The organism is Actinomadura sp. 9N215 (genome assembly GCF_044326345.1).
Lineage (GTDB): Bacteria > Actinomycetota > Actinomycetes > Streptosporangiales > Streptosporangiaceae > Spirillospora.
In genome coordinates, this window is the sequence record NZ_JBIRBA010000022.1 from 134,173 (window position 1) to 148,190 (window position 14,018).

At 69.9% G+C, this 14,018-nt stretch carries 11 protein-coding genes; 5 read left to right on the forward strand and 6 right to left on the reverse strand.

Annotated features, from left to right (window positions below):
* The first annotated feature begins 79 nt into the window (after positions 1–79).
* Both ACH34T_RS31285 and ACH34T_RS31290 read left to right on the forward strand, forming a co-directional pair.
* Positions 80–973, forward strand: a complete 894-nt coding sequence (locus tag ACH34T_RS31285) for a serine hydrolase (RefSeq protein WP_396024536.1) — start codon at positions 80–82, stop codon at positions 971–973.
* Positions 974–1,101: 128 nt separating this feature from the next.
* Positions 1,102–1,860: a DoxX family protein gene (locus tag ACH34T_RS31290; RefSeq protein ID WP_396024537.1), complete on the forward strand. Its 759-nt coding sequence runs from the start codon at positions 1,102–1,104 to the stop codon at positions 1,858–1,860.
* Positions 1,861–1,956: 96 nt separating this feature from the next.
* On the opposite strand, the gene ACH34T_RS31295 is transcribed toward ACH34T_RS31290, so the two are convergent.
* The 3 genes from ACH34T_RS31295 to ACH34T_RS31305 form a co-directional block, all read right to left on the reverse strand.
* Positions 1,957–4,776, reverse strand: coding sequence for a vitamin B12-dependent ribonucleotide reductase (locus tag ACH34T_RS31295; protein ID WP_396024538.1), 2,820 nt, complete (start codon positions 4,774–4,776; stop codon positions 1,957–1,959).
* Between the two features lie 120 nt (positions 4,777–4,896).
* Complete coding sequence (gene nrdR / locus ACH34T_RS31300; protein WP_396024539.1) at positions 4,897–5,370, reverse strand: transcriptional regulator NrdR; 474 nt, start codon at positions 5,368–5,370, stop codon at positions 4,897–4,899.
* 344 nt (positions 5,371–5,714) lie between these two features.
* Positions 5,715–6,050, reverse strand: coding sequence for a LysM peptidoglycan-binding domain-containing protein (locus ACH34T_RS31305; protein WP_396024540.1), 336 nt, complete (start codon positions 6,048–6,050; stop codon positions 5,715–5,717).
* Positions 6,051–6,224: 174 nt separating this feature from the next.
* Between ACH34T_RS31305 and lexA the strand changes: the two genes are divergently transcribed.
* A complete protein-coding gene (lexA, locus tag ACH34T_RS31310) occupies positions 6,225–6,926 on the forward strand; it encodes a transcriptional repressor LexA (RefSeq protein WP_396024541.1) in 702 nt (233 codons plus the stop codon).
* A 118-nt stretch (positions 6,927–7,044) separates the two neighbouring features.
* Here the strand turns inward: lexA and leuS are convergent, their stop codons facing one another.
* Both leuS and ACH34T_RS31320 read right to left on the reverse strand, forming a co-directional pair.
* Positions 7,045–9,564, reverse strand: a complete 2,520-nt coding sequence (gene leuS, locus ACH34T_RS31315; RefSeq protein ID WP_396024542.1) for a leucine--tRNA ligase — start codon at positions 9,562–9,564, stop codon at positions 7,045–7,047.
* A gap of 191 nt (positions 9,565–9,755) precedes the next feature.
* Positions 9,756–10,370 carry a hypothetical protein gene (locus ACH34T_RS31320; RefSeq protein ID WP_396024543.1) on the reverse strand — a complete coding sequence of 205 codons (615 nt, stop codon included), beginning with the start codon at positions 10,368–10,370 and terminating at the stop codon, positions 9,756–9,758.
* Between the two features lie 269 nt (positions 10,371–10,639).
* Between ACH34T_RS31320 and ACH34T_RS31325 the strand changes: the two genes are divergently transcribed.
* Both ACH34T_RS31325 and ACH34T_RS31330 read left to right on the forward strand, forming a co-directional pair.
* The gene (locus ACH34T_RS31325) at positions 10,640–11,242 is read left to right on the forward strand and encodes a lytic polysaccharide monooxygenase (RefSeq protein ID WP_396024544.1); all 603 of its coding nucleotides are present in this window, start codon (positions 10,640–10,642) and stop codon (positions 11,240–11,242) included.
* Between the two features lie 308 nt (positions 11,243–11,550).
* Positions 11,551–13,095: a long-chain fatty acid--CoA ligase gene (locus ACH34T_RS31330; protein WP_396024545.1), complete on the forward strand. Its 1,545-nt coding sequence runs from the start codon at positions 11,551–11,553 to the stop codon at positions 13,093–13,095.
* 21 nt (positions 13,096–13,116) lie between these two features.
* Here ACH34T_RS31330 and ACH34T_RS31335 read toward each other — a convergent pair whose 3' ends face one another.
* Positions 13,117–13,959, reverse strand: coding sequence for a helix-turn-helix transcriptional regulator (locus ACH34T_RS31335; RefSeq protein WP_396024546.1), 843 nt, complete (start codon positions 13,957–13,959; stop codon positions 13,117–13,119).
* Between the last annotated feature and the right edge of the window lie 59 nt (positions 13,960–14,018).

The window sequence follows — 14,018 nt, forward strand, 5'->3', positions numbered from 1 at the left end:
GCCCGGAGTGCTAACGCCAAGGTAACGGCGCTCTCACAACACTCCCGACCATGCAGTCCGAGGCCGCATGGCCGCGCCCATGAGACGCGCATGGCTCCTCATCCCCGTCGTACTCGCGGCGATCGCCGTCTTTGTGGCCGGTTCTTCGACATTCGTGTACGAGCCCGTCCCCGTCCCGGCACCTTCGATTATGGAGACGACTCCCATTCCGCGGCAGAAGCCAACGCCCACCTTCACGGACACACAACGTGAAGCACTCACCCGGGCCCTCGCCGACCATTTCGGCGACCGGCAAGGGAGCCTGGCGCTATCGGTTCGCGACCTGTCCACCGGCATCTCGTACTCCTACGCCGCCACCTTGCGAACGGCGACGGCGAGCATCGTCAAAGTCGACATCGTCATGGCGTTAATGCTCAAGGCGCAGCGCCGGAAACGGCCTCTCACGTCCGCCGAGAAAGCCCTGGCCGAACGCGCGATCAAGACGAGCGACAATGCCGCCGCGACCGAACTCTGGCACGCGATCGGCGGCTCCGCCGGCCTCGCGTCCGCCAACAGGAGGCTGGGCCTTCGCGACACCGAACCCGGCCCGGGCGGCGCGTGGGGTTCGACGACGACGAGCGCCGCCGACCAGGTCCGGCTGCTCGCCGCGCTCACCTCGCCGGAGAGCCCCCTCGACGCCGCCGGCCGCCGCTACGTCCGCCGCCTGATGCGGGACGTCGCGCCTGACCAGGCATGGGGCGTGAGCGCCGCCGGCGGCGAGGCCGAGGTGAAGAACGGCTGGCTGCCCCGCGACGTCCACGGCGGCCGCTGGACGATCAACAGCATCGGCATCGTCCGCGCCGCCGGGCACCGCTATCTGATCGCCGCCATCTCCGAGCGCAACGCCACCATGCGGGACGGCATCAAGGCCATAGAACACGCCACAGAGACCGCCACCGCGGCACTGCCCCAGGCCGCCGCGACCGAACGCTGACATGGCCCCTCACGCCGTCCCGGAGGCGGCTGGCACCCGTCCTCACCTGCATTGGTCGCCGAATCCGCGCAAAGGCCGTCATACTCTCCGTTCGACCGGGCCCTCACCGCACCCCAAGGAGCGACGACATGCGCTCTCGCCCGCTGTACGACGTCGTGGCAGTCCTCGCGCGGCTCGGGGTGGGCCTCGTCTTCATCGCACACGGCTGGCAGAAGATCGAGGCGGGCATCACCGCCACCGGCCGCTCGTTCGACGACCTCGGCGTCCCGCTCCCGACGGCCGCGGCCGTCTACGCCGCGTTCGCCGAACTGCTGGGCGGCGCCGCGCTGATCGCCGGGCTCGCCCTGCCGATCACCGGCCTGCTGCTGTTCGTGGACATGGCCGGCGCGTTCGTGTTCGTCCACGCGGGCGAGGGCCTGTTCATGGTGGACGGCGGAACCGTCGAGAACGGCTACGAACTCGTCCTCGTGCTCGGCCTGGCGAGCCTGCTCTTCGCCGCGGGCGCCGGCGGCCGGCTGACCCTCGACCAGTGGATCGCGACGAAGCGGCAGCGCCGTCCGGACGACGTCGAGGAGGACGCGGCGAGCTTCGTGAGATCGCTCCGCGAGGCCGAATCGAGGCCCGCGGCCGAGACGAAGCCCGACACGAAGCCCGCGCGGAAGCACCGGGCGCGACGGTCGGCCAAGAAGGCCCCGCCAGCCGAAACCTCCGAGCCCGCCGGGCCGGCGGGGCCCGCCGGGCTCCCCGCCGTCCCCGAGGGCTCCGAGGACGACCTGCTGGTGGCCGGCCCCCGCAAGGCGGCCCGGCGGCGCCGCGCTCGGGGCGCCCAGCCGGCCGAGAGCACCGCCTCGCCCGACGACAAGAACGACCCCGCCGACAACTCCTGATCCCGCACACACGAGCGATCACGCGCACACACCTGATCACGCGCGCGAGCGATCTCCATCCTCGGCGCGTGATCAGGCGAGCGAGAAGGCCCGGGATCAGCTGCAGCCGCTGGTGGAGCCGCAGCCCTCGCAGACGTAGCAGCTGCCCGCCGGGCGCATCTTCGTGCCGCAGGTGAGGCAGAGCGGCGCGTCCGCGGTGCGTCCCTGACGGCTCTCGATGACCTCCATCGACGAGCGCGCCTCCCCCGCCGGGGCCGACGCCGCGGGCGCGGGCCGGGAGATCGCGGCGGACTGGGCCAGGGACTCGTGGTCGACCTCGTCCTCGGCGTGCAGGGCGGCGGGGTCCTCGCCGTTGGCCTGCATGGCGCGCTCCCCCGCCGTCAGGATGCCGAGGCCCGCCCGCTCCTCGTAGGGAAGGTGGTCCAGCGCCAGGCGGCGGAAGATGTAGTCCATCACCGAGGTCGCCATGCGGATGTCGGGGTCGTCGGTCATCCCGGCGGGCTCGAACCGCATGTTGGTGAACTTCTCCACCCACGTCTCCAGCGGGACGCCGTACTGCAGGCTGATGGAGATCGCCATGGAGAAGGCGTCCATCACGCCGGCGAGGGTGGAGCCCTGCTTGCCGAGCTTGAGGAAGACCTCGCCGACGCCGTCGTCCGGGTAGGACGACGCCGTCATGTAGCCCTCGGCGCCCGCGACGGAGAACCGCGTGACGGTCGCCGGACGCTGCTTCGGCAGCCGCCTGCGGACCGGACGCGTCGCCCCGGCGGCCTCCGCCGGCGCCTCCTTGGCCTCCTCCTTCTTCCCGGCGGCCGACAGCGGCTGGCCGACCTTGCAGTTGTCGCGGTAGATCGCCAGGGCCTTCAGGCCGAGCCGCCACCCCTCGAAGTACACCTTCTCGATGTCCTCGACGGTGGCCTGCTCCGGCATGTTCACCGTCTTGGAGATCGCGCCGGACAGGAACGGCTGGACGGCCGCCATCATCCGGACGTGCCCCATCGGGCTGATCGCCCGCTCGCCCATCGCGCAGTCGAACACCTCGTAGTGCTCGGTGCGCAGGCCGGGGGCGTCCACGACGTGGCCGTGCTCGGCGATGTACTCGACGATCGCCTCGATCTGCTCCTGCTGGTAGCCGAGCATCTCCAGCGCGCGCGGCACCGTCTGGTTGACGATCTGCATGGACCCGCCGCCGACGAGCTTCTTGAACTTCATCAGCGCGAGATCCGGCTCGATGCCGGTGGTGTCGCAGTCCATCATCAGGCCGATCGTCCCGGTCGGCGCGAGCAGCGAGGACTGGGCGTTGCGGTAGCCGTGCTTCTCGCCGAGCTTCAGGCACTCCTGCCACTGCTTCGCCGCGGCCGCGTGGATCGTCTTGTCCATCGCGTCCAGCGTGCGGATGCCGTCGTTGGCGGCGGCGTGCTTGCGCATAACGCGCTTGTGGCCCTCGGCGTTGCGCGCGTAGCCCGCGTACGGGCCGACGACGCTCGCCATCTCCGCGGACCGCCGGTAGGCGACGCCCGTCATCAGCGACGTGATCGCCGCGGCGAGGGTCCGTCCGCCATCGGAGTCGTAGGCGTGGCCCGTCGCCATCAGCAGGGCGCCGAGGTTGGCGTAGCCGATGCCGAGCTGCCGGTAGTCGCGGGTCGTCTCCGCGATCTTCTCCGTCGGGAAGTCGGCGAAGGTGATCGACACGTCCATCGCCGTGATGATCAGCTCGGTGAGCTTGACGAACCTCTGGACGTCGAACGTCCCCTCATCGGTGAGGAACTTCAGCAGGTTGATGCTCGCCAGGTTGCAGGACGAGTTGTCCAGGCTCATGTACTCGGAGCACGGGTTGCTCGCGGTGATGCGCCCGGTCTCCGGGTTGGTGTGCCAGTCGTTGATCGTGTCGTCGTACTGGATGCCGGGGTCGGCGCACTCCCAGGCGGCCTTCGCCATCAGCCGGAACAGGTCCTTGGCCTTGACGGTCTCGACGACCTCGCCGGTCATCCGGGCGCGCAGGCCGAACTCGGCGTCCGACTCGACGGCGTGCATGAACTCGTCCGACACCCGGACGGAGTTGTTGGCGTTCTGGTACTGGACGCTGCCGATGTCCTTGCCGCCGAGGTCCATGTCGAACCCGGCGTCCCGCAGCGCGCGGATCTTGTTCTCCTCGCGCGCCTTGGTCTCGATGAACTCCTCGACGTCGGGGTGGTCGACGTCCAGCACGACCATCTTCGCGGCCCGCCGCGTCGCGCCGCCGGACTTGATCGTCCCGGCGGACGCGTCGGCGCCGCGCATGAACGACACGGGGCCGCTGGCCGTCCCGCCGGACGAGAGCAGCTCCTTGCTGGACCGGATGCGCGACAGGTTCAGGCCGGCCCCGGAACCGCCCTTGAAGATGACGCCCTCTTCCTTGTACCAGTCGAGGATCGACTCCATCGTGTCGTCCACCGACAGGATGAAACACGCGCTGACCTGCTGCGGGGACTTCGTGCCCACGTTGAACCAGACGGGCGAGTTGAAGCTGAAGAGCTGGTGGACCAGCGCGTACTTCAGCTCGTGGTCGAAGATCTCGGCGTCCTGCTCGGTGGCGAAGTAGCCCTGCTTGAGGCCCGTGTCCGCGTACATGCGGACGACGCGGTCGACCAGCTGCTTCAGGCTCCACTCGCGCTGCGGCGTGCCGACCGCGCCGCGGAAGTACTTGGACGTGACGATGTTGACGGCGTTCAGCGACCAGAAGTCGGGGAACTCGACGCCGCGCTGCTCGAAGTTCACCGAGCCGTCGCGCCAGTTGGTCATGACGACGTCACGACGTTCCCAGCGCAGCTCATCGTACGGATGCACGCCGGGCGTGGTGAAAATGCGCTCGATCTTCAGCCCCTTGCGGCTCCCCTTGCCGCGCCGTGCCGCCGAGCCGCTCACCGTCTCCGTCATGACCTTCCCCCTCTCGGGCCCACCCGCCGGGGCCCTGTTCAGGAACAACCCTGCCGCCGCGTGGGGCATGCCCCGCGCGGAGACGCTCTTACCTGTGCTGATGTGTTTTCGGAACCCGCCTTACCGAGGCGGTCCCGGCTCCCCCGAGAAACCGGCCTTGCGCAGTGTTTCGATCTCCTTGGCGAAGTCGTCCAGCGACTCGAAGCCCCGGTAGACCGAGGCGAATCGCAGATAGGCGACCTCGTCGAGCTCGCCGAGCGGCCCCAGGATCGCGAGGCCGATCTCGTGCGAGGGGATTTCCGCGGAGCCGGAGGATCTGATCTCCTCTTCGACCCGCTGCCCCAGCTTCGCGAGCGCGTCCTCGTCGACCGGGCGGCCCTGGCAGGCCCTGCGCACACCGGCGATGATCTTTTCGCGCGAGAACGGCTCGGTGACCCCGCTGCGCTTGGCCACCATGACGAGCACATTCTCCTGCGTCGTGAATCGCCGGCCGCATTCGGCGCACGAGCGGCGACGCCGAATGGCGCCCCCGTCGTCGGTCGAACGGCTGTCGATCACTTTGGTGTCAGGGTTGCGACAGAACGGGCAGTGCACGTTGGATCCCTCCCCTGACGATAACGCTTCACACCGCTGAACGATTCCATATATAGGTGAAGTACATCGGTGTGACTACTAGATGTTGTGGTCCAACGGTACGACTCGCCGCAGGCGTACGCAACCTGAACCGGCGCCTCATGGATCACATCCGCCGCGTACGACCAGGTCAGGACGATCATCCGCGATTTCGTCCCGGGCGTGTCGTCACACGGAGCCCCGCATTGAACACAGAGCGTCAGATCGCCCCTCCAGACAGCGGGCATACCGCCCACAACCCCGACGCGGTCGGCGTTTCCGAGGGCCGCGCGCAACCGTCCACGACGCTCGTGCCGGGCGGCGGGTCAGCGGGCGGGGAGGCGGATCTCTTGGCCCGGCTGGACGGTCGGATCGCCGCCGAGCCCGTTGAGATCGATAATGCGCTGGACGACGACGCGGGGATCGGCTCCCGGGTCGGCGTCGGCGGCCAGGTTCCAGAGGGTGTCGCCGGGTTCGACGACCACCGTTCTGGACGGCCCGGACGGGTCGGTGCGAGTCTCGCGGCCCCCGGCCGAGGCGCCGGGCCCCACGCTCAGCCACAGACCCACGAGCGTGACGGTCGCCGCGAACAGGACCAGGACGGCGCGTCCGCGGCGGGTCAGGCGGATCGGGGCACGGTCACTCTGGGGTGAACCCGGCATCTCTCCCCTCCTCGTCGTCGAATGCATTTTCGATCGAACGCCTGTACGATGTTCTACCAGGAGGCGCCGACAAAAAGCGAGCACCACTTCGAACAATTGTTTGATCATTGCGCTCCGACGCGATAGGTTCCATGACAAGGAGTGACCGATCGAGGCGCCGGGAGGCGACAAGCGATGAGCAAGGTCCGGGAGCTGCCAGACGGCCCCATGGACGAGTCGGGGCTGACGCAGCGGCAGCGCATGGTCCTGGAGGTGATCCGCGACTCGGTCCAGCGCCGTGGGTACCCGCCCTCGATGCGCGAGATCGGCGAGGCCGTGGGCCTGACCAGTACGTCCAGCGTGTCGCACCAGCTCCGGGCGCTGCAGCGCAAGGGTTTCCTGCGCCGCGACCCCAACCGGCCGCGCGCGGTCGAGGTGCGGGTGCCGGGCGCCACGCCGGTGCGGACGGACGACGAGGCCTACGAGGCGGCCGGGGGGCAGCCCTCGTCGGCGCAGCCCACGCCCGCCTACGTGCCGCTCGTCGGACGGATCGCCGCAGGTGGGCCGATCCTGGCCGAGGAGGCCGTGGAGGACGTGTTCACCCTGCCGAAGCAACTCGTCGGCGAGGGCACGCACTTCCTGCTGAAGGTCACCGGCGACTCGATGATCGACGCGGCGATCGCGGACGGTGACTGGGTCGTCGTCCGGCAGCAGCCGGTGGCCGAGCAGGGCGACATCGTGGCCGCCATGATCGACGGCGAGGCGACGGTGAAGACGTTCAAGCGCCGGGAGGACGGCCACATCTGGCTGCTCCCGCAGAACCCCGCCTACGAGCCGATCCCCGGCGACGAGGCGACGGTTCTCGGACGCGTCGTCGCGGTCCTCCGCAAGATGTGACCCGCGCGCGGCCCCGCGAACCCGGGGCCGCGCGACCGGGCCGGTCGTGGTCTCGTCCCTCAGGCCCGGTGGGTCCCCCCGGCCAGACGGACGGGTGTCGTCAACGCTTCGGGATTCGTCAGCGCTTCGGGACGATGTTGACGATCTTGGGCGCCCGGACGATGATCTTGGCGATCTCGGCGCCGCCCAGCGCGTCCTGGATCTTGGTGGACGCCAGCGCCAGCCGCTCCAGGTCGGCCTCGGCGATGCCCGGCGCGACTTCCAGCCGGTCGCGGACCTTCCCGGCGACCTGGACGACGCACGTCACCGACTCCTCCACCAGCAGGGCGGGGTCGGCGGACGGCCAGCCCGCGCGGATGACCGGGGCGGTGCGCCCCAGCAGCTCCCACACCTCGTCGGCCGTGTAGGGCGCGAACAGCGACAGCATGATCGCCATGGCCTCGGCCGCCTCGCGGACGGCGGGATCGGCGGCGCCGGGCCCGGAGTCGACCGCCTTGCGGGTCGCGGTCACCAGCTCCATGATCCGCGCGATCGCCACGTTGAACCGCTGCGTCTCGACCAGGGTCGTGGCCTCGTGGATCGTCCGGGCGGTGACGCGGCGCAGGGCCGGGTCGCCGGACGCGACGTCCACGCCCGGCGGGGACGCGACCTCGGTGGCGATGCGGTGCACGCGGGACAGGAACTTCGACATGCCGTGCGGGGACACGTCCGCCCAGTCGATGTCGTCCTCCGGCGGCCCGGAGAACAGGATCGCCAGCCGGACGACGTCCACCCCGAACTCGGCGATCTGCGCGCCCAGGTCGACGCCGTTGCCCAGCGACTTCGACATCGCCTTGCCCTGGTTGATGACCTGGCCCTGGTTCAGCAGCCGCCGGAACGGCTCGGTGAACTCGACCATGCCCATGTCGTACAGCACCTTGGTGAAGAACCGGCTGTACAGCAGGTGCAGGATGGCGTGCTCGACGCCGCCCGTGTACTGGTCGACCGGCATCCACCGGCGGACCTGGTCGACGTCGAACGGGCCGCCCTCGTAGCCGGGCGAGCAGTAACGGAAGAAGTACCAGGACGAGTCGACGAACGTGTCCATGGTGTCGGTGTCGCGCCTGGCGGGGCCGCCGCACTTGGGGCATTCGACGTTCACCCAGTGGGCCGCGGCTGCCAGCGGCGACGTGCCCTTCGGGGCCAGGTCGGAGCCACGCAGCCCCTCGGGCAGCGTCACCGGCAGCTGGTCGTCGGGGACGGGCACCTCGCCGCACGCCTCGCAGTGGACGATCGGGATCGGGCAGCCCCAGAACCGCTGCCGGGACACCAGCCAGTCGCGCAGCCGGAAGTTCACCGCCGCGCGGCCCGTGCCGCGCTCCGCCACGATCTCGATGATGCGGGCGATGGCGTCGGCCTTGGTCAGCCCGTCGATCGGCCCGGAATTGATCAGGCGGCCGTCGCCGGGCGTCGCGATCCCGGTCTCGGCGGGATCGTCCTCGCCGGTGTCCACGACGATGCGGACCGGCAGCCCGAACTTCATCGCGAAGTCCAGGTCGCGCTGGTCGTGCGCGGGCACGCCCATGATCGCGCCGTGTCCGTAGTCGGCCAGGACGAAGTCCGACGCCCAGACCGGGATGCGCTCGCCCGTGACGGGGTTGATCGCGTACCGGCCCAGGAAGACGCCGGTCTTCTCGCGCTCCGTGGACAGCCGCTCGATGTCGCTCTCCCGGGAGGTCTCCTCGCGGTAGGCCTCGAAGGCCGCCCGGCGTTCCGGTGCGCAGACCTCCTCCGCCAGGGGGGCGTCCGGCGCCACGACGAAGAACGTCGCGCCGAACATGGTGTCCGGCCGGGTGGTGAAGATCGTCACCGGCTGGTCCAGTCCTTCGATCACCACGTCGATGTCGGCGCCGGTGGAGCGGCCGATCCAGTTGCGCTGCATCAGCAGGACGCGCTCGGGCCATTTGCCCTCCAGCTGCTCCATGTCGTCCAGCAGCCGGTCCGCGTACTCGGTGATCTTGAAGTACCACTGGGTCAGGACGCGCTTCTCGACCAGCGTCCCGCAGCGTTCGCAGTGCCCGCCGACGACCTGCTCGTTGGCGAGGACGGTCTGGTCCTTCGGGCACCAGTTGACGTGGCCGCCCTTGCGGTACGCCAGGCCGCGCTCGTAGAAGCGCAGGAACAGCCACTGCGTCCACTTGTAGTACTCGGGGTCGGACGTGTGCAGCCGCCGCGTCCAGTCGAACGACGGCGCGTAGCGGTGGAACGACGACGCCTGCGTGTCGATGTTGGCGTACGTCCACTCGGCGGGGTGCGAGTCGCGCTTGATGGCGGCGTTCTCGGCGGGCAGGCCGAAGGAGTCCCAGCCGATGGGGTGCAGGACGTTGAAGCCGCGCTGGAACCAGTACCGCGCGGGGACGTCGCCGATGGCGAACGCCTCGGCGTGGCCCATGTGCAGGTCGCCGCTGGGGTACGGGAACATGTCCAGCGGATAGCGCCGTTCCCGGTCGTCGTCCTTCTCGTCGGCCGCGAACGGTTCGAGCTCCGCCCAGCGGGCCTGCCATTTGTCCTGAACCGCCCGTGGGTCGTACCCGTCACTCGGGGAGGGCGACCCCCCTGGCCCCCCGGCCGCCGCGCGGGTAGTTGCGTCGCTGCTCACGCTTCCAGACTCCGGTTTCTTGCTCGTTCGCTGGGCTGCTTCAGGGGCGTGGGCCGTCCTCCGACATGAAACGGCCCCTCGCTCAGGAGGGGCCACCACGTCGACGTCAGTGCGTCAACGTGGTCGTTCGAGGAGCAGCCGTGCCGACATACATCAAGAGTAGCGCAATCGCAAGCCCTCCCGCCGGGGGTTCAGTGACCGGACTCCTGGCGGGCCAGCGAGATGACGCCGGTCACCTGGACGCGGGTGAGGCGGAGGTCGGCGCCCACGGCGGTCAGGGTCTCCTCCTCCGAGACGCTGAGGGGGCCGTCCACGAGGGCGATCTCGGCGGCGGCCCGCAGGATGCTCTCGCGCGCCTCGGGCGCCAGCGCGGGCGCGGCGTGCCCGATCTCGACGCGGACCTCCTCGAACGGACGGCCGAGGTCGGCGGTCAGCGCGTTGTCGTCGTAGGCGTGCTCGCCGGCCTGCCGGACGACGGTGACGGCGCGGGCGCGGGCGGCGGCGTTGGTGTAGTCGCCCGAGCGCAGGACCTGCGCGATCGTCATGCGCAGGAGCATCGCGGGCATCTGGGCGAGCTGCGCGGTGGTCGGCACGTCGAGGACGGCGGGGTTCCAGCGCCCGCGGCAGGTGTCGCACTCGACGATCTCACCGCCCGCCTTCGTCAGCGGGATGACCGGGATGAAGAACAGGGTGAAGAAGTTGCGGCCCTGCCGGCGCCGGTAGTCGCGGTCGCCGCCGCAGTCGGGGCAATGGAAGACTCCCCTGCTCAGGGTGAAGAACACCACCCGCCAACCGAAAATGATCAAGATCCCGCACCTCTCCTCGCTCGAATCGCACATCGTAACGGTGCCGGGCTGCGGGATGCGGCGGGAATCGGCCGACGGGGGAGAAAACCGGCCATGGACGGGCGGGCTCGGAGCGGCCGTGAAATCAGGGGTTGACGCGGTGGGCGTCCATCCTCCATCCTCGATCTAATAGGAAGGTTTCCTATAAAAAGCTTTCCCAGACGTCCATCCGACCCGTGGCTACCGACTCCGATCAAGGTCGCCTCCACCCCCCGCCAGGAGGACCGAGTATGCCCGCCAAGCTCCGTCCGCCCCGAAAACGGACGCTCGCCCTCGCCGCCGTCGCCTCGACGGGGCTGACCGTGGCCACCGCCACGGCCGCCCTCTCGCACGGCTACACCAACGCTCCCATCAGCCGCGCCCTGTTCTGCAAGCAGGGCGCCGCGAAGAACTGCGGCGGCGCCGAGCACGAGCCGCAGAGCATCGAAGGGCCGAAGGGGTTCCCGGAGCGCGGGCCCCGCGACGGCACGATCTGCGGAGGCGGCGGGTTCGCGCCGCTCGACGACCCGCGCGGCGGCCAGTGGCCTGCGAACAAGCTCACGGGCGGCCAGTCCTACACCTTCAAATGGACGCTCACCGCCGCGCACGCCACCACCTCCTGGCGGTACTTCATCACGAAGGACGGCTGGGACCCCACCAAGCCGCTCACCCGCGCCGCGCTGGAACCGCAGCCCTTCCTGCAGATCAACGACGGCGGCAAGCGGCCGCCGAACAGCGTCTCCCACCAGGGCACGCTGCCCGACAAGCAGGGCCGGCACCTGATCCTCGCCGTCTGGGACATCGCCGACACCGGCAACGCCTTCTACCAGTGCTCGGATGTGGAGTTCAGCTAAAGACCATCCCCCGCGGGCCGCGTCGCTCTCCGTCGCCCGCACCTGAGGGACCGGGCGGGACCGCGCTCCCGCCCGGTCCCTCCCTTCTTGCGCCGCCTCCCCCGTCCCTTCTTGGGCCGCCTTCCCCGGGTCTTTCGCCGCCACCGGTCTCTCCCCTTCGCCGCCTCCCGCCGTCTTCGTCGCCTCCCCCGGTCTTTCCCCAGCGCAGGGGATGGCGCGGGCGGAGGCCGATGGAGCAGGATGTGCGGAACGGTTCGTACACTCGCCGGTAACTAACCGGCCGGTCACCATTCCGCGCGAGGAGTGCCATGCTCAACCTGTCCGTGCTGCTGGAGGACGCCGCCCGGGAGACGCCCGATCGTGACGCGGTCGTGTTCGGCGACATCCGGCTCTCCTACTCGTTCATCGACACGGTCGCCAGCCAGGTCGCGAACCTGCTGGTGTCGCGCGGCGTCCGGCCGGGCGACAAGGTGGCCCTGTCCTGCCCGAACCTCCCGTACTTCCCGATGGTGTACTTCGGGGCGCTCAAGGCCGGCGCGGTGGTCGTCCCGCTGAACGTGCTGCTCAAGCCGCGGGAGATCGCCTACCACCTGGCCGACTCCGACGCGCGGGCGCTGTTCTGCTTCGAGGGGACGCCTGAGCTGCCGCTCGGCCAGATGGCGCACGCCGGGTTCGAGCAGGCCGAGAACTGCGAGCACCTCTTCCTGCTGCCCACAGACCCGGGCGCGGCCGAATCCCCCATCGAGGGGGCCGAACTGTTCTGGGCGGCGCTCGGCGGGCAGCCGAACACCTTCGAGACGGAGCAGACCGAGCCGAACGACACCGCCGTCATCATCTACACCAGCGGCACGACCGGCCAGCCGAAGGGCGCCGAGCTCACGCACAACAATCTGCTGCTGAACGCCATGGTGGACGACACGCTGTTCTACCGGACGCTGCACGACACCTCGCTGGTGACGCTGCCGCTGTTCCACATCTTCGGGCAGACGTGCGTGATGAACGTCGGGCTCTACCGCCGCGCGACGCTCGTCATGCAGGCCAGGTTCGACGCCAAGCAGGCCGTCGAGCTGATGGTCAAGGAGAAGGTGAACATCTTCGCGGGCGTCCCGACGATGTACTGGGGCCTGCTGACCGACGACACGTCCGAGGAGGACATCACGACGATCCGGGAGAACCTGCGGGTCGCGGTGTCGGGCGGCTCGGCGCTGCCCATGGAGGTCCTCAAGGGGATCAAGAAGAAGTTCGACGTCGACATCCTGGAGGGCTACGGCCTGTCGGAGACCTCGCCGGTCGCCTCGTTCAACCGTCCTGACCGTCCGACCAAGCCCGGTTCGATCGGGCTGCCCGTGTGGGGCGTGGAGATGAAGCTGATCGACGACGAGTGGAAGGAGATCGAGGGCGAGGGGCCCGGGGAGGTCGCCATCCGCGGGCACAACATCATGAAGGGCTACTACGGGCGTCCCGACGCGACCGCCGACGCGATCAAGGACGGCTGGTTCCGCACCGGCGACGTGGCCCGCCGCGACGACGAGGGCTACTACTTCATCATCGACCGCTCCAAGGACATGATCATCCGGGGTGGCTACAACGTGTACCCGCGGGAGCTCGAAGAGGTCCTGATGACGCACCCGGACGTGTCGCTCGCCGCGGTCGTCGGCGTCGAGCACCCCTCGCACGGCGAGGAGATCAAGGCGTACGTGATCCGCAAGCCCGGCGCCGCCGTCACCGAGGACGAACTGGTCGAATGGGGCAAGGAGCAGTTCGCCACATACAAGTACCCGCGGATCGTGGAGTTCCGGGACGAGCTGCCGATGACCGCCACCGGCAAGATCCTCAAACGCGAGCTGCGCTGACCCCCGGCCGGGGCGCCGTCCTCAGCGCGAGCTGAGGTCCTGGGTCCCGATGACGCGGAGCAGCTTCATCGCCTCGTGGGACGGCGTCCCGGGCGTGACCGTGTACAGCACCACCCGCTGGTCGCGTTCCGGGACGTACAGGACGTCGCTGTGCAGCTCCAGCTCCCCGACGACCGGGTGCGTCATCCGCTTGCGGCCGCCGCGCCTGATCCCGACCTCGCCCTCGTCCCAGAGCCGGGCGAACAGCGGGCTGCGGGCGGACAGCTCGGCGACCAGCTCGGCGATGCCCGGGTCGCCGGGGTAGCGGCCCGACGCGGCGCGCAGGTCCGCCACCGACTCGCGGGCGAGCTGCGTCACGTACTCGTCCGCGCCGAACCGCTCGATGGACCGGCCGGTGAACAGCCAGCGGACGACGTTGCGCTCGCGCGGCTCCATGGCGGCGAAGTCGGTCATCAGCGCCGCCGCCAGGGCGTTCCAGGCGAGGATGTCATGGCGGGCGTTCAGCACGTAGGCGGGCGTGTCGTCCAGCCGTTCGAGCAGGTGCAGGATGCCCGGCGGGACGTCCTGCGACGGCGCGCCCGGCGATTCCGGAGGTTGACCGGCCAGGTGGTAGAGGTGGTCGCGTTCGCCGCCGGTCAGCCTCAGCGCGCGCGCCAGCGCGCCGAGGACCTGCCTGGACGGATGAGGCCCGCGCCCCTGCTCCAGCCGGATGTAGTAGTCCACCGACATCCCCGCCAGCCGCGCGATCTCCTCACGGCGCAGCCCGGGCGTGCGGCGGCGCGCGCCGGCCGGGAGCCCGACGTCCGCCGGCTGGACGCGGGCCCGGCGGGAGCGCAGGAACAACGCCATCCCCTGCCTGTCCATGCCATCCAGGATGTCCGACGCAGCGGCGCCGGCGCCAGGCGCAAGGTGGTACCGGCGAT